This window comes from Bacteroidia bacterium (assembly GCA_039924845.1).
GTDB lineage: Bacteria > Bacteroidota > Bacteroidia > DATLTG01 > DATLTG01 > DATLTG01.
This window is the reverse complement of sequence record JBDTAC010000083.1, coordinates 41,749-59,112: the sequence shown is the minus strand read 5'-3', so window position 1 is coordinate 59,112 and position 17,364 is coordinate 41,749. Positions and strand designations below refer to the sequence as shown.

At 36.6% G+C, this 17,364-nt stretch carries 15 protein-coding genes; 7 read left to right on the top strand and 8 right to left on the bottom strand.

The genetic code is table 11. The features are described 5' to 3' along the window. Window positions 1-2,481: M1 family aminopeptidase (locus tag ABIZ51_09830; GenBank protein ID MEO7089079.1), on the top strand; the 2,481-nt coding region annotated here is incomplete at its 5' end. A 552-nt stretch (window positions 2,482-3,033) separates the two neighbouring features. On the opposite strand, the gene mtgA is transcribed toward ABIZ51_09830, so the two are convergent. The 3 genes from mtgA to ABIZ51_09815 are packed head-to-tail and all read right to left on the bottom strand — an operon-like array spanning window position 3,034 to window position 6,290. Continuing rightward, entirely contained in the window at window positions 3,034-3,726 is a 693-nt protein-coding gene (gene mtgA / locus ABIZ51_09825; GenBank protein MEO7089078.1) for a monofunctional biosynthetic peptidoglycan transglycosylase, read from the bottom strand. 35 nt (window positions 3,727-3,761) lie between these two features. Next, window positions 3,762-4,817, bottom strand: a complete 1,056-nt coding sequence (gene pdxA / locus ABIZ51_09820) for a 4-hydroxythreonine-4-phosphate dehydrogenase PdxA (protein ID MEO7089077.1) — start codon at window positions 4,815-4,817, stop codon at window positions 3,762-3,764. Between the two features lie 39 nt (window positions 4,818-4,856). Further along, complete coding sequence (locus tag ABIZ51_09815) at window positions 4,857-6,290, bottom strand: leucyl aminopeptidase (protein MEO7089076.1); 1,434 nt, start codon at window positions 6,288-6,290, stop codon at window positions 4,857-4,859. A gap of 98 nt (window positions 6,291-6,388) precedes the next feature. Here ABIZ51_09815 and mqnC point away from each other — a divergent pair, with 98 nt between their 5' ends. Both mqnC and ABIZ51_09805 read left to right on the top strand, forming a co-directional pair. Next, window positions 6,389-7,513, top strand: a complete 1,125-nt coding sequence (mqnC, locus tag ABIZ51_09810; protein MEO7089075.1) for a cyclic dehypoxanthinyl futalosine synthase — start codon at window positions 6,389-6,391, stop codon at window positions 7,511-7,513. Window positions 7,514-7,585: 72 nt separating this feature from the next. After that, the gene (locus ABIZ51_09805) at window positions 7,586-8,164 is read left to right on the top strand and encodes a hypothetical protein (GenBank protein ID MEO7089074.1); all 579 of its coding nucleotides are present in this window, start codon (window positions 7,586-7,588) and stop codon (window positions 8,162-8,164) included. Window positions 8,165-8,261: 97 nt separating this feature from the next. On the opposite strand, the gene ABIZ51_09800 is transcribed toward ABIZ51_09805, so the two are convergent. The 3 genes from ABIZ51_09800 to ABIZ51_09790 all read right to left on the bottom strand — a co-directional run bounded on the left by ABIZ51_09800 (window position 8,262) and on the right by ABIZ51_09790 (window position 9,122). Beyond that, window positions 8,262-8,618, bottom strand: a complete 357-nt coding sequence (locus tag ABIZ51_09800; protein ID MEO7089073.1) for a helix-turn-helix domain-containing protein — start codon at window positions 8,616-8,618, stop codon at window positions 8,262-8,264. Window position 8,619: 1 nt separating this feature from the next. Then, the gene (locus ABIZ51_09795) at window positions 8,620-8,913 is read right to left on the bottom strand and encodes a type II toxin-antitoxin system HigB family toxin (protein ID MEO7089072.1); all 294 of its coding nucleotides are present in this window, start codon (window positions 8,911-8,913) and stop codon (window positions 8,620-8,622) included. 65 nt (window positions 8,914-8,978) lie between these two features. Beyond that, window positions 8,979-9,122: a hypothetical protein gene (locus tag ABIZ51_09790; protein ID MEO7089071.1), complete on the bottom strand. Its 144-nt coding sequence runs from the start codon at window positions 9,120-9,122 to the stop codon at window positions 8,979-8,981. A 133-nt stretch (window positions 9,123-9,255) separates the two neighbouring features. Here ABIZ51_09790 and ABIZ51_09785 point away from each other — a divergent pair, with 133 nt between their 5' ends. From ABIZ51_09785 to purL, 4 genes are all read left to right on the top strand, one after another. Further along, entirely contained in the window at window positions 9,256-9,735 is a 480-nt protein-coding gene (locus ABIZ51_09785; GenBank protein MEO7089070.1) for a RimK/LysX family protein, read from the top strand. 11 nt (window positions 9,736-9,746) lie between these two features. Further along, window positions 9,747-10,634 carry a 30S ribosomal protein S6--L-glutamate ligase gene (gene rimK / locus ABIZ51_09780; GenBank protein MEO7089069.1) on the top strand — a complete coding sequence of 296 codons (888 nt, stop codon included), beginning with the start codon at window positions 9,747-9,749 and terminating at the stop codon, window positions 10,632-10,634. An 18-nt stretch (window positions 10,635-10,652) separates the two neighbouring features. Beyond that, window positions 10,653-11,597: a succinylglutamate desuccinylase/aspartoacylase family protein gene (locus ABIZ51_09775; protein ID MEO7089068.1), complete on the top strand. Its 945-nt coding sequence runs from the start codon at window positions 10,653-10,655 to the stop codon at window positions 11,595-11,597. A gap of 200 nt (window positions 11,598-11,797) precedes the next feature. Further along, window positions 11,798-14,026, top strand: a complete 2,229-nt coding sequence (gene purL / locus ABIZ51_09770) for a phosphoribosylformylglycinamidine synthase subunit PurL (protein MEO7089067.1) — start codon at window positions 11,798-11,800, stop codon at window positions 14,024-14,026. A 357-nt stretch (window positions 14,027-14,383) separates the two neighbouring features. Here purL and ABIZ51_09765 read toward each other — a convergent pair whose 3' ends face one another. Together ABIZ51_09765 and lepA are read right to left on the bottom strand one after the other, a co-directional pair. Continuing rightward, a complete protein-coding gene (locus ABIZ51_09765) occupies window positions 14,384-15,430 on the bottom strand; it encodes a sulfotransferase (GenBank protein ID MEO7089066.1) in 1,047 nt (348 codons plus the stop codon). 72 nt (window positions 15,431-15,502) lie between these two features. Then, window positions 15,503-17,293, bottom strand: a complete 1,791-nt coding sequence (lepA, locus tag ABIZ51_09760; protein ID MEO7089065.1) for a translation elongation factor 4 — start codon at window positions 17,291-17,293, stop codon at window positions 15,503-15,505. Window positions 17,294-17,364: the final 71 nt, after the last annotated feature.

The following is a 17,364-nucleotide window of genomic DNA, read 5'->3' as shown; positions in this document are numbered from 1 at the left end:
TTTTATTCGGGCGAATTAGTGTGGAAAGAGCGCGAATTAAAAATTAGTCAAATTTACGATGCGCTTCCTATCAATGATCGTTCGCCATTTATCTCCAAACTTTTCGCATTAATTTTAGTGCAAGTAGATTTACTTTTTGTAGTGATGTTTTGCGGCATTATTATTCAATGTTGTTATGGTTATTTTCATTTCGAAATTGGTTTATATCTCCGAGGATTATTTGGCATTCGATTAATTGATTACGCGCTGATTTGCGTGCTGTCTATGTTTATCCAAGTATTGGTAAACAATAAATACGTGGGCTATTTTGTGATGGTAGTATATTATTTATTTTCCATTTTTATGGGAAGTATGGGCTTGGAACATCACTTGTATCAATATGCTTCTGATCCTGGAATGACGTATTCTGCGCTAAACGGTTACGGAAGTTATGTCGCACCTTTTGTTTGGTTTAAATTATATTGGGCTTTATTTGCAACGCTTTTAGCGATAATCGCGAAATTATTTTGGATTCGCGGAAACGAAACTTCTTTTTCGCAACGCGTAAAAATCGCGAAAGCGCGCTTTACTTTTTCAACAAAAATAGTTAGCGCATTTGTATTAATTGCCTTTATCGGAGTAGGCGGATTTATTTTTTACAACACCAATATCCTGAATAAATACGTAACCAGTTACGAGCAAGAAAAAGCGCAAGTTGCGTATGAAAAAACGTATAAAAAATACGAACATATTCCGCAACCTCGCATTGTTGCTGTTAAATTGAACGTCGATATTTATCCTGCCAAAAAAAATATTTTTTTCAAAGGCACTTACACGCTTAAAAACAATTCGAAATTTCCGATTGATTCTATTCATGTTATAGAAAATAACGAAGCTAAAATTAACGAAATGAGCTTTAACGTTCCGAGCCAGAAAGTGCTGAACGATACTAAAACCGGCTATTACATCTATAAATTAAATTCGCCTTTGCAACCGAATGATTCCATTGTGTTGAATATGGACATTGATTTTGTTACAAAAGGTTTTGGAAACAGTTCTTCGGATTTGCGCGTTTATCACAACGGAACTTTTATTGACAATAGTTCTTTGCCTTTGATAGGTTACGATCCGAATGGAGAACTTAGCGATAATGAAGAACGAAAAAAATTCGGTTTGCCTTTTAAAGAACCGATGGCTCGCGTAAATGACAGCGTTGCGCACATGAATACTTATATTTCTGATGATGCCGATTGGATAAATTACGAAGCAACGGTGAGTACCAGCAATGATCAAACTGCCTTTACTTCGGGCGATTTAATAAATACTTGGACGGCAAATAATCGTAATTATTTCCATTATATAAACCGTCAAAAAATGGAAAATTTTTACGCATTTTTTTCTGGTAGATATGAAATAAAAAAAGAATTTTGGAACAACATTCCACTCTCTATTTATTATCACAAAGGGCATGAATACAATGTGGATAGGATGTTCCGAGCATTAAAAGATGGACTCACTTATTACTCCAAAAATTTTAGTCCGTACCAATTTGATCAAATGCGCATTGTTGAAACTCCTGATTATTTTCCTTTCGCGCAATCGTTTCCAAACACCATCGCTTTCTCTGAAGGTATTGGATTTATTGCCGATGTGGACGACAGTAATCCGGAGGATATAGATTATCCGTATTTCGTAACAGCACACGAATTAGCGCATCAATGGTGGGCGCATCAAGTTATTGGCGGAAATGTGCAAGGTTCCACACTTTTATCTGAAACAATGGCGCAATATTCTTCTATGATGATAATGAAACAACGTTTCGGTGCAGACAAAATGAAAAAATATTTGAAGTACGAAATGAATAGTTATCTCATCGGTCGTTCCACAGAAAGAGAAAAAGAATTGCCGCTTTATTTGGTCGAAAATCAAGGATACATTCATTATCGCAAAGGTAGTGTTGTGATGTACGCTTTGCAGGATTACATCGGAGAAGATACATTGAATAGTGCGTTGAGAAAATACATTCATAAAGTAGCATTTCAATATCCGCCTTATACTAATTCATTGCAATTTTTAACGTTTTTAAACAAAGCGGTACCGGATTCTTTGAAATATATTGTGAACGATATGTTCATGAAAATTACGTTGTATGAAAACAAAACCGTCTCGGCAACTTACACCAAAACTACCGACAAAAAATACTTGGTTCACATCGAAACAAACAGCGAAAAATTTACCGCCGATAGTTTAGGAAATGAAACTGCTGAGCCTTTGCACGATTGGATAGATATTGGAATTTTTACGCAGAAAAAAATTAATGGAACGTGGACAGATGTTCCGATTTATTTGAAGAAACATAAAATTACTGCTGCTAACGAAAGCTTTGACATTTCGGTGGATGAACTTCCTGTAAAAGCTGGAATAGATCCTTACAATAAATTAATTGATCGTCATCCGGATGATAATGAAATGGATGTATCGGAGAAGGTTTCGAGAAAATAATTTTTGCTTTTTGAGGCGTTCAAAAAAATAATTTTTCTAACGCTTTTTTCAGTCCTAAAAAGGTGCGTAAGTTTATGTGTAATAGGCAATTGAAAAGGAATATTGAAAAGACTATTAATATTATTTGGATTGCTCGACATTATCACCTTAATCAGGAGTTATAAATTTTTTATCCCTCAGGTATTAAACTGGACAGCTTTTTCTTTAATTTCCGTTTGTTATATTTTGATTTATGTATCACTTGTTTTTTCAGCATTTTTTTTATTGAAGCAAAATAAATTAGGACTTTTAATAACCTATGGACAATTTCCTCTTCGTATAGCTTTTGTGATTCTTTCATTTGGATTTTTATTTGAACTAAGTCGATTATTTGAAAAACAAAATCAGGCTTACATAACTATATTTTGGATATTGATTGGGTTGGAGGTATTAAGATTAGTTTTTACAATACTTATTCATCGCAAATATTTTTCGAAACACAAAAATTAAATAATCCAATATTAAATTTACTTTAAAAATGGGTTCAAAAAAATATTTTTTCAAATGCAAAAATTAATATTTCAATTCTCCGCCTAAATTATTCATTTGCGCTAAAATCCATTGTTGGCGGTCAATTATAAAAGCATCAGGATGAGCAGGATTCCATTTTCTGGGATTGGGCAAAACGGCAGCAATTAAAGCAGCTTCGCTTTTGGTGAGGTATTTGGCGTGTTTGTGAAAATATTTTTCCGAAGCGGCTTCGGCTCCGTAAATGCCATCGCCCATTTCAATCACATTCAAATAGGTTTGCATAATGCGTTTCTTGCCCCAAATAAATTCTATTAAAACAGTAAAATACGCTTCCACTCCTTTGCGAAAATAATTTCTACCTGTCCACAAAAAAACATTTTTTGCCGTTTCCTGACTAATCGTACTTCCGCCACGGATGTGCCGATTTTTCTCGTTGTGATCATACGCATTTTCCATTGCCTGAAAATCGAATCCGTGATTTGTCAAAAAAGTTTGATCTTCGGAACACACCACAGCCAACTGCAAATTCGGAGAAATCGCATCTAAAGATTCCCAGGATTTATCTAATTTTAATTCCTTTCCAGATATTTTTTGTTGCACACATCTGATTAGCATCAAAGGCGTAAAAGGCACAGGAACAAAGCGAAATACAAGAACAGAAAAAATACTCAACACAAAAAAAGCGAGTAGTATTTTCCAACAAATACGAATTATTTTTCTGAAAAAATTTTTCATGAAGGGTAAAAATCAACGTTCAAAAAAATAATTTTCTAACGCTCTCTTTTGATAGGATTAATTTTCAAAGGGTTCGCACTTATTTCTGCATATTGATTGCGCGTTCTGAAAATATCACACGCCAAATAAATTGCTTTGCGAAATGAACTCTCGTCTGCTTTATTTTTTCCGGCAATATCATACGCCGTTCCGTGATCGGGAGAAGTCCGAATAACGGGCAATCCAGCAGTAAAATTTACGCCATCGTTAAAAGAAATTGTTTTAAACGGAATCAATCCTTGATCGTGATACATTACCAAAACGCCATCAAATCCGGTGTACGCGCCAGAGCCAAAAAATCCATCTGCGGCATACGGACCAAAAGCAAAAACATCTTTTTCTCTTAATTTCTGAATAGCAGGTTTGATAATCGTTTCCTCTGCATTGCCTATCGTTCCATTATCTCCAGCGTGCGGATTTAATCCAAGAACTGCAATTTTTGGTTTTCTGATTCCAAAATCTTCCAATAAAGAACGATGTAATAAAGTAGCTTTTTGAATAATTTTTTCGGTAGTAATGGCTGCTGCTACTTTTTCAATTGGAAGGTGTCCTGTTACCAACGCTACTTTCAATGTGTCGGCAACCATCAACATCAAACTTCCATTTTTTCCAAATTTTTGTTCGAGGTATTCGGTGTGTCCTACAAATTTAAAATTATCGGATTGAATAGTATGTTTATTAATTGGTGCCGTTACCAGCACGTCAATTTTCTTTTTTTCCAAGGCATCGCAAGCAGCTTCCAATGATTTAAGCGCGTATCTTCCGGCAACTTCCGTTGCTTTTCCAAGCTCGATGGAAACTTCCTCTTCGTAACAATTAAAAATATTAGCACGTTTGTGATTGATGGCTTCTAAATCTCTAACGGGATTAAAGCTGAAATCTTCAATTCCCAAAGCTTTGCGATGGTACGAAACCGTTTTTTGCGAACCGAATAAAATGGGAGTACACAATTCCAACAAGGTTGGATTCATCACTGTTTTTAAAATTACTTCCAAGCCGATTCCGTTGATATCGCCTTGTGAAATGCCTACTCGTATTTTATTTTCTGACATAGTTTTCTCTTTGAAAAAATAATTTTTCGAAACGTAATTTTACAAATTCTTGAAAAAATCGAATAATAAACGAACGCCTACACCTGTTCCGCCTTGTGGTTTGTAGCTATCATCTGCTGTTAAAAACGCTGGTCCGGCAATGTCCAAATGTATCCAAGGATAATCAATAAAACGTGCTAAAAATTTTCCGGCAGTAATAGCACCTGCGTGCGGTCCACCAATGTTTTTTATTTCAGCAATACTTGATTTTATCAATTCATCGTACTCTTCCCAAAACGGAAATTCAACCAAACGTTCGTGTACTTTGTTTCCACTTTTCTTCAACGCGGAAAACTTTTTTTCGTCTGCTGTTCCCATTGCAACCATTCCGTATTTGCCGATGGCTGCTGCTGCTGCGCCAGTTAAGGTGGCTAAGTCAATCACTAATTCGGGTTTGTATTTTTGTGCGTAACTCAAAGCATCCGCTAAAATCATTCTACCTTCCGCATCTGTATTTAAAACTTCAACGGTTAAGCCGCTGTGCATTGTAATTACATCTCCAGGCGTGTAAGCATTCACACCTGGGCGATTATCTGTTGAAGGAACCAAACCGATTATATGCACTGGAAGTTTTGCTTTTGCTGCTGCATAAATAGTTCCCGCAACGGCTGCTGCGCCCGACATATCACATTTCATCATGTCCATAGAATTGGCGGTAGGTTTTAAACTCAAACCTCCAGTATCGTAAACAACACCTTTTCCAACCAACACATACGGCTTTTTATTTTTCGCATTTTTCGGTTTCCATTCCATTATCGAAAAAGTTGGCGGATCAACACTTCCGTAATTAACGGCAAGCAAACCGCCCATTTTCAAGGCTTCTATTTTTGCTTTGTTAAAAACCTCTACTTTAAAACCAGCTTCTTTGCCCATTTTTTCAAACTCTTTCGCCATTTGAACGGCTGTTAAATAAATAACAGGTTCGTTAATCAGCGTACGCGCTTTACAAGTGGCATCAATTATAATTTGTAATTCTTCAATATCTTTTGCAGAAATTTTTTCGCCTTTCAGAAAAACATTTTTCAAAGCGTTTGTTTCTTTTTTTACATCTTTTTTATACTTCAAAAACTGATAATTCGCAAGTACAAGTCCTTCCGCGAAAGCGAGCATTTCCGAAAATTTATTTTCGGTATCCAGCAAACAAATATCTGAAATTTTAAATTTATTCAGTATTTTAGTTAAGTTGCTTCCCGCTCTGCGTTGTGCTTCTAACGTTAAATAGGCATCTTTTTTTTCGTCAATCAACTGAATAAAAACATAACGTTTTAATTGGTTGATGGTAAGAAATTTTTTTTCGTTTTTACTGATTTCATTTTTTACAAAATCAGCTTCAGCTTTTGTTAAACCGAAATTTACCAAATTTGTTTTCGCGCTGCAAAGCAATAAAATGTTATCGTTGCCCGAAATACTTGTTTTTTTTGTGATGTTCGTCATGGGATTATTTGTAATTTTGAAGCGTAAAAGTACGATTAATTTGTTTGATATAATTCCAATTTCTATTCCCTGTATTGATGAATTTCCAAAAAGATAATTTGAAAATAAATGAATTGTTGGAACGTGCTTCGCGTTTCGATTTTCTTTCTATTTCGGAAGGAATGTATTTGTTTGAAAATGCGCCAACGCCCGATTTAATGTTTGTAGCAGACGAGTTGCGCAAAAAACAAAAGCCGGACGGAAAAGTAACTTGGCAAATAGATCGCAATGTAAACACGACAAATGTCTGTATTGCAAATTGTAAATTTTGTAATTTTTATCGCATTCCCGGACACAAAGAAGCGTACATCACCGATATTGAAACTTACAAAAAAAAGATTGAAGAAACCTTTCGTTATGGCGGAGATCAACTGCTTCTACAAGGCGGACATCATCCTGAATTGGGTTTGCAATTTTATGTAAATACTTTTCAAGAAATCAAAAAACTTTATCCAAAATTAAAATTACACGCACTCGGTCCGCCCGAAATTGCGCACATTACGAAACTCGAAAAATCAACGCACACTGCCGTTTTAAAAGCATTAAAAGAAGCGGGATTAGATAGTTTGCCAGGAGCAGGAGCCGAAATTTTAAACGACCGCGTTCGCAGATTAATTTCAAAAGGAAAATGTACTGGAAAAGAATGGTTGGATGTCATGCGCGCTGCACATCAATTGCACATTACTACTTCCGCCACAATGATGTTCGGACACATCGAAACATTAGAAGAGCGCTTTGAACACTTGGTTTTAATTCGCGAAGTACAAGCAGAAAAACCGAAAGACGCGAAAGGATTTTTAGCCTTTATTCCTTGGCCCTTTCAGGATGACGGCACATTGTTGAAACGCCACAAAGGCATCACGAATAATGTATCGTCCGAAATGTATATTCGTACCATTGCGATGAGCCGAATTATGTTGCCGAATATTAAAAATATACAAGCTTCGTGGTTAACGGTTGGTAAACAAACGGCACAACTTTGTTTGCATGCAGGCGCCAACGATTTTGGTTCTATCATGATTGAAGAAAACGTAGTTTCCGCAGCCGGAGCTCCGCATCGCTTTACTGCTAAAGGCATTCAGGAAGCTATTCGTGAAGCTGGTTTCGAACCGCAATTACGAAATCAACAATATGAATTTCGTGAACTGCCCGCGGATATGGAAGAACAAGAGATTAATTATTAATTTTAAGTTAGAAGGTTTAAAGGTTGGGAAGTTGAAAGGTTGAAAAATTAAATTTTAAAACTCATTATTTTTATGAAAAAATCGCTTGCACTTATAGCTCTATTAGCGCTTTGTATGGCTTTTAAGCCAAACTCAAAAAACGATGAGATAATTTGGTCTCCCGACAGAAAACTGACTTGGAAAGATTTTGAAAAACCGCTTTCTAAATATGCGCCTGAGGCAGCTGGAACAAATTCAGGAATTGATTATAGTCTAAAACCTATTGATAATCTATCTATAAAAGTAGGTATTTACGATATTTTCTTTAAATCATTATCTAGCAAGTCCTTGGATAAAAGCCATTTAATTAACGAAATATTGGAGCATGAACAAGGGCATTTTGATATAAATGAACTTTATGCAAGAATGTTAAGAAAGCAATTGCAGGATAGTTCCTATATTAATTATAATCAGTTTAAAATAGAATTTTATAAAATGTATCGGAGTGTAGATGGAGCTGCAAATTCGGAAGAAGATAAATATGATAAAGAAACAAATCATTCTATAGATACTACTATGCAAAACAAATGGAGTAAATACATTGCAGAACAGCTAAATGCTTATGCTGCGTATTCACAAACAGAGTTTGTAATAACGTACGGTAAAAAATAAATTTTTCAAACATATTTTTTGAAACAAAAAAGCGTTTTCAAAAAAATAATTTTTCAAACCCATTTCAAATCCGTAGGAGTAAAATATTTTTTCCGAATCAATAATCTTTCACTAAAATGTCTGTCGAGATGTTGAGTGTTTCGCTTAATTTGCGAATCATTTCAAGAGTTAATTTTCGTTTTTTATTTAAGATTTCGCTGGCGCGACTTTTTAGTCCAATAGCTATTGCAAGATCTTTTTGTTTGTAGCCTAATTGTTCCATTCTGAATTTAATCGCTTCAATTGGATCGGGCAATTCGATAGGATATTTTTCTTGTTCATATTTATCAATAAGCAAAGCAAGCAACTCTAATTCATCGCCTTGTTTTGTACCTTTTTTTGCATCAAAAATTTTATCAAGTCTGCTTAACGCATTTTGATATTCTTTTTCGTTTTTAATTACTTTGTGTTCCATTTTAAATTGTATTTGCGTTTATTTTGTCATATTCTTTATGTGTTCCAATAAAGCGAACCCAAATTATTCCGTAATCATAATTTAACCGAACAATTAAGCGATAATTGTTTCCTTTTATATTAAACACAACTCGGTTATCTTTAAGAAAACTTGCTGTTGGAAACTCTCGTTTTATTTGAGTTGGATTTTTCCATTTTGCTTTATTAGCCTCATGATACCAAGCCATTAATTGTGATTCACAGTCGTTGTGCTTAGTCCAAAAATTACGAAGGTTTTTTTTAGCAATTACTCTCAAGCTAAACGATTTGTACAAAAATACAAAAAGTTCCCGTATTGGGAAAATTTATTTTTGCTTGTTTGTTAAAAATTAATTTCACGTCCGATAATATCAAATGCTTTCAGATTCGTTTTCCGTATCGAACTATTTTCATAGTCGGATTTAAATAGTGTCCAAATCATTGTATCTCTTGGATTTCCTTGATTATCGGTTTTTCTGTTTTTCAATATATCTTCTAATTGAAAACCTAATGGTAACGAGATTTCCAAACATTATATTGCAAGGTAAAAGTCCGTTCAAAAAAATAATTTTTCGAAGCACCAATTTTGCTCCTCAAAAAATAATTAAATTGCGCTTCTAATGAACAGCGGCAATCCGACAGAAAAACAAAAACGCGTAATCGGTCGCACGGAAAAAATTGATTTTCCGATGCTGGGCTTGTTTGATATTATCGCGAAAATAGATACTGGCGCGTATACCACGGCTTTGCATTGCCACGATATTTATTTGAAAAACGAAAACGGGAACGATATTTTGTATTTCAAATTGTTGGATCCTTCGCATCCTGAATCGAATAAGCAGGAGCTTCGTTTCACGGAATTCAGCGAAAAGAAAATTAAAAATTCGTTTGGCGATTTTGAAAAACGATTTGTCGTGAAAACAGTTATTAAAATAGCGGGTAAAAAAATAAATTCCATCATTTCGCTGAGCGATAGAGGCAATATGCGTTATCCAGTTTTAATCGGGCGGAAATTAATTCGCAATAAATTTATCGTGGATGTTGCCTTAGAAAATACGTGGTCGTCCCAAAAATCAATTCACAAAATACCTGAAAAATAAAATTTTAAGCTATGAAAATTGCTATTCTATCAAGGAATCCAAATTTGTATTCCACCAAAAGAATTATTGAAGCTGGGGAAAAGCGCGGACACGAGATTGCGGTGCTCGATCATTTAAAATGTGTGTTGGTGATTGAAAAAAGTCGCCCGCATATTTTTTACAAAGGGGAAGAAGTGCGAGGCGTGGATGCTGTTATTCCGCGTATTGGTGCGTCGGTTACGTTTTACGGAGCAGCCGTAGTAAGGCAATTCGAAATGATGAAAATATTTTCCGTTGTGGAATCGCAAGCTTTGGTTCGCGCGCGCGATAAGCTGCGTTCCTTGCAATTGTTGGCGCGTGCAGGTGTTGGTATGCCAAAATCTGCTTTTGCATCTACCCCAAAAAACATTGATAGCTTGATTGAACAAGTAGGCGGAGCGCCCGTTGTGATTAAATTGTTGGAAGGAACGCAAGGCATCGGCGTTATTTTGGCAGAAACGCATAACTCTGCAAAATCAGTGATAGAAGCCTTTTTAGATGTAAAAGTAAATATTTTGGTGCAAGAGTTTATCAAAGAAGCGAAAGGTGCGGATGTTCGCGCATTTGTGGTGGATGGACAAATTGTGGGAGCAATGAAAAGACAAGGTGTGGCGGGCGATTTTCGTTCCAACTTGCACCGCGGCGGTACAGCCCAATTAATTGATTTGACCGCGGAAGAAAAAGCAACGGCGATTAAATCCGTTAAAAAATTAGGTCTTGCCATTGCGGGCGTGGATATGTTGCAATCGGCACGCGGACCTTTGGTGATGGAAGTAAATTCTTCGCCTGGCTTGGAAGGTATTGAAGGTGCTACGGGTGTGGACATTGCTGGAAAAATAATTGAATACATTGAGCGAAATGAATTTCACAGCGAAAGCTAATTTCGAAGGTTGAAAAAGATGCAAAAAAATATTATTATAAATGGCACCAGCGTTCTCCCCGGAAATTCTGCGCAAGTCAATTTAAATGTATACCGCCTCCCAACCCGTACTATTATTGATATTCCGGTGTATGTGTTTCGTTCCTTGAAACCTGGTCCTGTGATTTTATTTTTAGCCGGAATGCACGGAGACGAAATTAATGGCATCGAAATTATTCGCAGATTGTTGGGCAGAGAAGATATTCAAAATCCGCTGTGTGGCTCTGTGATTGTGATTCCGGTGATTAACATTGTTTCGTTTATCAACGGAAAAAGAGATTTACCCGATGGCCGCGATTTGAATCGTTGTTTCCCCGGAACTAAAAACGGCTCGCTTGGAAGTCGGATTGCCTATGATTTAATGAATGAGATTATTCCGCAAATTGATTTCGGAATTGATTTCCATACGGGAGGTTTGAAGCTGAATAATCATCCGCAAATACGCTGTGTTCAAAGCAAAAAAGCGAACATGGACTTGGCGAAGATTTTTTCTCCGCCGCTTATAGTCAATTCAACATACCGCGATAATTCGCTTCGTAAAGAAGCATCGCGCAAGCGAAAAACAGTATTGGTTTTTGAAGGTGGCGAATCTTCGCGTTTCGATTATACCTCTATCAACGAAGGCTTGAATGGTTGTTTGCGCGTGTTGCGTCATTATAAAATGATTGCTTCTGGAGTGCCTCCAAATCCAGTTGTTGTTATCAGTAAATCCATTTGGGTGCGTGCCAAAATTTCTGGTTTGTTTCACACATCAAAAATAAACGGCGCGCATGTTCGTAAAGGTGAAACCATTGGTATGATTGGTGATCCTTACGGAGAAATTACTCAAAAAATGTTGGCTCCTGCCGATGGCTACATCGTTGGTATCAATAATATGCCAGTTATCAATCAAGGCGACGCGCTTATCCACATTGGGATAGAGTAATTTCATTTATCTCACAAGGAATACAAGAATCTCATTTCTCAAAAAGTACTTCTCCAATACGTTATTTTAAGTCAAACAAAATAAAAAGTAAGGAATCCTATGCCGTTTTATTATGTCTATTCTTTTATCACTTCAAAAAAATAATTTTTGAAGGACGTTAAACAGTTTCTTACCTTTACGCTTCCTTAGAAAATAAATTTATGGCAGCAACGGCAACAGAACAACTTACCAACATAGATACAGCAAAAAAACTCGGGCTTTTACCCGAAGAATTTGAAAAGATAAAATCCATACTCGGACGCACGCCAAACTTCACGGAGTTGAGTATTTTCTCGGTGATGTGGAGCGAACATTGTTCGTATAAAAATTCCATTACGTGGTTAAAAAAACTTCCGAAAGATGGTCCGCACATGTTGGCAAAAGCTGGTGAAGAAAACGCTGGTTTGGTAGATATTGGCGATGGTTTGGGTTGCGCTTTTAAAATAGAATCGCACAATCATCCTTCTGCATTGGAGCCTTATCAAGGTGCAGCAACGGGAGTTGGCGGAATTAATCGCGATATTTTTACGATGGGCGCGCGACCGATTGCGCAATTAAATTCTTTGCGTTTCGGTGATTTGAAATTAGAAAAAACAAAATGGTTGGTGAAGGGTGTGGTAAAGGGTATTGGCGATTATGGCAATGCTTTCGGGATACCAACTGTTGGCGGAGAAGTATTTTTTGACGAATGTTATAACACCAATCCGTTGGTAAACGCCATGAGCGCAGGAATTATCAAAGCTGGCGAAATGGTTTCGGCTACTTCATACGGAGCTGGAAATCCAGTTTACATTGTTGGTTCAGCCACCGGAAAAGACGGTATTCACGGAGCTACTTTTGCTTCCGCAGATATTACCGAAGATTCCGCAAAAGATTTACCTGCTGTTCAAGTAGGCGATCCTTTTCAAGAAAAATTATTGTTGGAAGCAAGTTTAGAAGTGATTAAAACAGGCGCTGTTATTGGCATGCAAGATATGGGCGCAGCAGGAATTACTTGTTCTACTTCTGAAATGAGCGCGAAAGGAAAACACGGAATGAACATTTGGTTAGACAAAGTTCCGACACGTCAAGCCAATATGCAAGCCTTTGAAATCCTGCTTTCCGAAAGTCAAGAGCGGATGTTGATCATCGTGAAAAAAGGAATGGAAAAAGAAGTAGAAGCTGTTTTCGAGAAATGGGATTTGAATTGCGCCATCATCGGCGAAGTAACGGACACACAGCGTTTGCATTATTTTATGGGCGATGAATTAGTGGCGGATGTTCCGGCAGATGATTTGGTGTTGGGCGGCGGAGCGCCCGTTTATGAGCGCGAATACAAAGAGCCTGCATCTTTTGCGGAGTCGAAAAAATTTAAAATGGATTCCGTTCAATTGCCAAGTGATTTAAAAAGTGTTGCGAAATTTTTGATGTCGCATCCAAATATTGCATCTAAAAAATGGGTTTATAATCAATATGATTCGATGGTGGGAACTGTGAATATGAGCACCAACAAACCTTCTGACGCTGCTATTGTAAACATCAAAGAAACTGAAAAAGCTATTGCATTAACGGTAGATTGCAACGCACGTTACGTAAATGCCGATCCGGAAACGGGCTGTGCCATTGCCGTTTCAGAAGCTGCACGAAATATAGTTTGTAGCGGAGGTGAACCTTCTGCTATTACCAATTGTTTGAATTTCGGAAACCCGTATAATCCCGAAGTATATTGGCAATTTGTAAGTGCCATCAAAGGAATGAGCACTGCTTGTTTGAAATTTCAAACGCCAGTAACTGGCGGAAATGTGAGTTTTTACAATCAGTCTTCGTTTGAAGGTCCAGTGTTTCCAACGCCTACAATTGGTATGTTGGGAATTCTGAAAAATAAATCTTCGCAAATGACACTTGATTTTAAAAACGAAGGCGATTTAATTTATTTAATTGGCGCATCACAAAACGATATTTCTTCTTCGGAATACCTTTATTCTTTTCATAAAATAAAAAATTCTCCCGCGCCTCATTTTAATTTGGACGAAGAATACAAAGTACAACAAGCTATCAAAGCAATGATAAATGCGGGTTTGATACAATCGGCACACGATGTTTCCGACGGGGGTTTGTTTATTACGTTGGCGGAATCAGCGATGCCACGTGGTTTAGGTTTTGATGTGAGCAGCGATAACGAATTTCGGAAAGATGCTTTTCTGTTTGGCGAAGCGCAAAGTCGTGTAGTCGTTTCCGTGAAAAAAGAAGACGAAGACAATTTCATTAATTTGTTGATGAACGAAGACGTGGAATTTAATTTTATTGGAGAAGTATATGATACCGAAATGCTGATTGATGACGAATCTTATGGCAACATTAAAGAAGCAAAAGACATGTACGACAACGCCCTCGGAAATTTGTTGAAGTAATTTTGATTTGAAAAATTATTTTTTTGAACGCCATAAAACGGTATCTGATTTCGAATAAAATTTTAGCAAAATGAAGACGTGATGAGTTCAGGAAGCTCCGAGCGAATGCGAGGAAATCACCCGACGAATAGGCTTCAGGAAGCGAAAATGAAATGAGAAATCACAGCCTTGAATTATTCTTTGTTTCTTTCATTTGTTTCAAGATAAAAGAAAGAAAAAATAGAAATGAAATTATTTTTTCAAGAAAAAAGAAACTAAGAAAAATAAGATTGAAAAAATAATTTTTCGAAGAGCAAAATAGTATTTATTTTTGTTTTGAAAAATAAATTTAGGAAATAGAGAAGCACCTTCTATATTTTATTTTCCTTTCAAAAAGCGATCTTCCGCTCGACTGTGATGCGAAAAAACATGAAATTTTTTAGCGAGAATCGCTTTCGTATTTTTGAATCTAATTGGCATTTTTTGATACCATCTGAAAATAAAAACCTCCATTTTTTGACGCAACATTGCAGTCCAAAAAAGAACGTTCAAAAAAATATTTTTTCGAATGTCCTCCGATTCATAGTTATATTTTTTTGCGAAAGTTCCAGCAATAAAATCAGCTATTAAAATTTCTTTTTCGCTCAGCTTTGATTTCCATTTATCCATGCTTTTTTTATTAATCGGCTGGCGCGTATTGTCGTGCGCTTTATTGTAAAAATAGTTTTCTGGGCGATTGTAAAAATCAAGTATTTTAGGAGAATACGACAGCATTAAAAAAGCGCAAACTTCTTTCAAGAAAAATTCGGGATCTGTAATTAAATCTTCGTACTTGAGCGTGTAAAAGGCAGAAGAATGTTTTGCTTTTTCTTTTTCAATACGTTCGTTTACATCTCTCCATTCGTACGCAAAATACGCGGCACTTCTATTGGTAAGTGCTTCACGACTCGATACAATGACATCACGATAATCACGAATCAAATGTATAAATTTCGCATCTGGAAAAACTTCCAAAATATCGGATATAAAAAAAGGGTACACCGGATTTTTATCTCCAATCAGTTGAATATTTTCTTTCGTAAAAACAGAAGAATAATTCAAATAAATATATTTACAAAGCAGCGCGAATGAAATTTTATTTTTGGGAATAGCTTGCAAATCGGCGCGTAGTTTTTCTCGATCCTCATTCCAGAAATATCGAAATTTTCGCTCCTTATATAAATCATTAATAAATTGATTTACTCGATTTTCGTTCCAGTTTTTAATTCGAAAATATTTTTTTTTCAGATATACTAAAAAAATAGATTCGACTGGAACCATGGCGTTCGGATGCGCGTCCAGTATCGTTTGTAGCAAAGTAGTTCCGGATCTCGATTTACCGAGGATAAAAAAAAAGGGAACTTGTTCTACTTTCTGAAAATCCATTTCCGAATGAAAAAATATTTTTTGGAAGCCCTTAAATTAGTGTATTTCAAGTTCGATTAATGCCTTCAAAAATTACTCACTTAGCTTCAACACCGCCATAAATGCGGATTGCGGAATTTCCACATTGCCTACTTGACGCATCCGTTTTTTTCCTTCTTTTTGTTTTTCGAGTAATTTACGTTTACGAGAAATATCGCCGCCGTAACATTTTGCAGTAACATCTTTACGAATGGCTTTCACCGTTTCGCGAGAAATAATTTTAGCACCAATAGCAGCTTGTATCGCAATTTCAAATTGTTGGCGCGGAATTAATTCTTTCAATTTTTCACAAATTTTCTTTCCGAAATTTTGCGCATTGTTGCGATGAATCAAAGCAGACAATGCATCTACTTGATCGCCGTTTAAAAGTAAATCTAACTTTACTAAATCCGAAGTTCGATATTCTATCGGATGATAATCAAACGATGCGTAGCCTTTTGAAACTGTTTTTAAGCGATCGTAAAAATCAAAAACAATTTCGCCCAAAGGCATTTCAAAAATAAGTTCAACACGATCCGTGGTTAAATAAACTTGGTTTTTTATGATACCTCGTTTTTCAATACACAGCGACATAATCGAACCGACATATTCGGATTTCGTAATAATATTTGCAATGATATAAGGCTCTTCCACGCGTTCCATTTTACTTGGATCGGGCAAATCAGAAGGATTGTTTACTACCATTTCGTCGCCATTTGTGGTGTACGCGATGTACGATACGTTGGGTACGGTGGTAATTACAGTCATGTCAAATTCGCGTTCCAAACGCTCTTGAACAATTTCCATGTGAAGCATTCCCAAAAATCCGCAACGAAAGCCGAAACCCAATGCAGCAGAGGATTCTGGAGCAAACGTCAATGACGCATCGTTCAATTGTAATTTTTCCATCGAGGCGCGCAACTCTTCAAATTGATCCGTATCCACGGGATAAATTCCAGCAAAAACCATCGGCTTCACTTCTTCAAATCCTTTGATAATTTCCGTACACGGATTATCCATTCGTGTAATGGTATCGCCCACTTTTACTTCGCGCGCTTCTTTAATTCCTGAAATAATATAGCCGACATTTCCGGCAGAAATTTCGTTTCTCGATTCTTGTTTTAATTTTAAAATTCCGATTTCTTCCGCAAAATATTCTTTTCCGGTAGCCACAAATTTTACGCGATCACCTTTTTTCAAAGTCCCATTCATCACACGAAAATAGGCGATAATACCACGAAAAGAATTAAACACCGAATCAAAAATAAGTGCTTGCAACGGTTTTTCAGGATCGCCTTTCGGAGCCGGAATACGATCAATAATAGCATCTAAAATTTCGAAAACGCCTACGCCTGTTTTTCCACTGGCAGAAAGAATTTCCTCGCGTTTACAGCCCAACAAATCCACAATTTGATCTTTCACCTCTTCTGGATTCGCGCTTGGCAAATCAATTTTATTGAGAATCGGAATAATTTCCAAATCGTGTTCCAACGCCAAATATAAATTCGAAATCGTTTGCGCTTGTATGCCTTGAGCGGCGTCCACAATCAGCAAAGCACCTTCGCAAGCGGCAATGGAACGTGAAACTTCGTACGAAAAATCAACGTGGCCGGGCGTATCAATTAAATTGAGAATGTATTTTTGTCCGTTGCGCTCAAAATTCATTTGTATGGCATGACTTTTAATCGTGATGCCACGTTCGCGTTCCAAATCCATATCGTCCAACACTTGCGCCTGAGAATCGCGTTTGGAAATAGTATTCGTGTATTCCAACAAACGATCGGCGAGCGTACTTTTCCCGTGATCAATGTGAGCAATGATGCAAAAATTACGAATGTTTTCCACTTTCAGGATTTTAAATTGGTCTGCAAAATTAAAATTTTATTGCCACGAAAAAATTAATTTTTCGAAGTGGA

Coding starts and splice junctions, on each gene's coding strand:
- mtgA (MEO7089078.1), bottom strand. CDS start 3,726: ATGAAAAATTTTTTCAGAAAAATAATTCGTATTTGTTGGAAAATACTA.
- pdxA (MEO7089077.1), bottom strand. CDS start 4,817: ATGTCAGAAAATAAAATACGAGTAGGCATTTCACAAGGCGATATCAAC.
- ABIZ51_09815 (MEO7089076.1), bottom strand. CDS start 6,290: ATGACGAACATCACAAAAAAAACAAGTATTTCGGGCAACGATAACATT.
- ABIZ51_09805 (MEO7089074.1), top strand. CDS start 7,586: ATGAAAAAATCGCTTGCACTTATAGCTCTATTAGCGCTTTGTATGGCT.
- ABIZ51_09800 (MEO7089073.1), bottom strand. CDS start 8,618: ATGGAACACAAAGTAATTAAAAACGAAAAAGAATATCAAAATGCGTTA.
- ABIZ51_09785 (MEO7089070.1), top strand. CDS start 9,256: ATGAACAGCGGCAATCCGACAGAAAAACAAAAACGCGTAATCGGTCGC.
- rimK (MEO7089069.1), top strand. CDS start 9,747: ATGAAAATTGCTATTCTATCAAGGAATCCAAATTTGTATTCCACCAAA.
- ABIZ51_09775 (MEO7089068.1), top strand. CDS start 10,653: ATGCAAAAAAATATTATTATAAATGGCACCAGCGTTCTCCCCGGAAAT.
- purL (MEO7089067.1), top strand. CDS start 11,798: ATGGCAGCAACGGCAACAGAACAACTTACCAACATAGATACAGCAAAA.
- ABIZ51_09765 (MEO7089066.1), bottom strand. CDS start 15,430: ATGGATTTTCAGAAAGTAGAACAAGTTCCCTTTTTTTTTATCCTCGGT.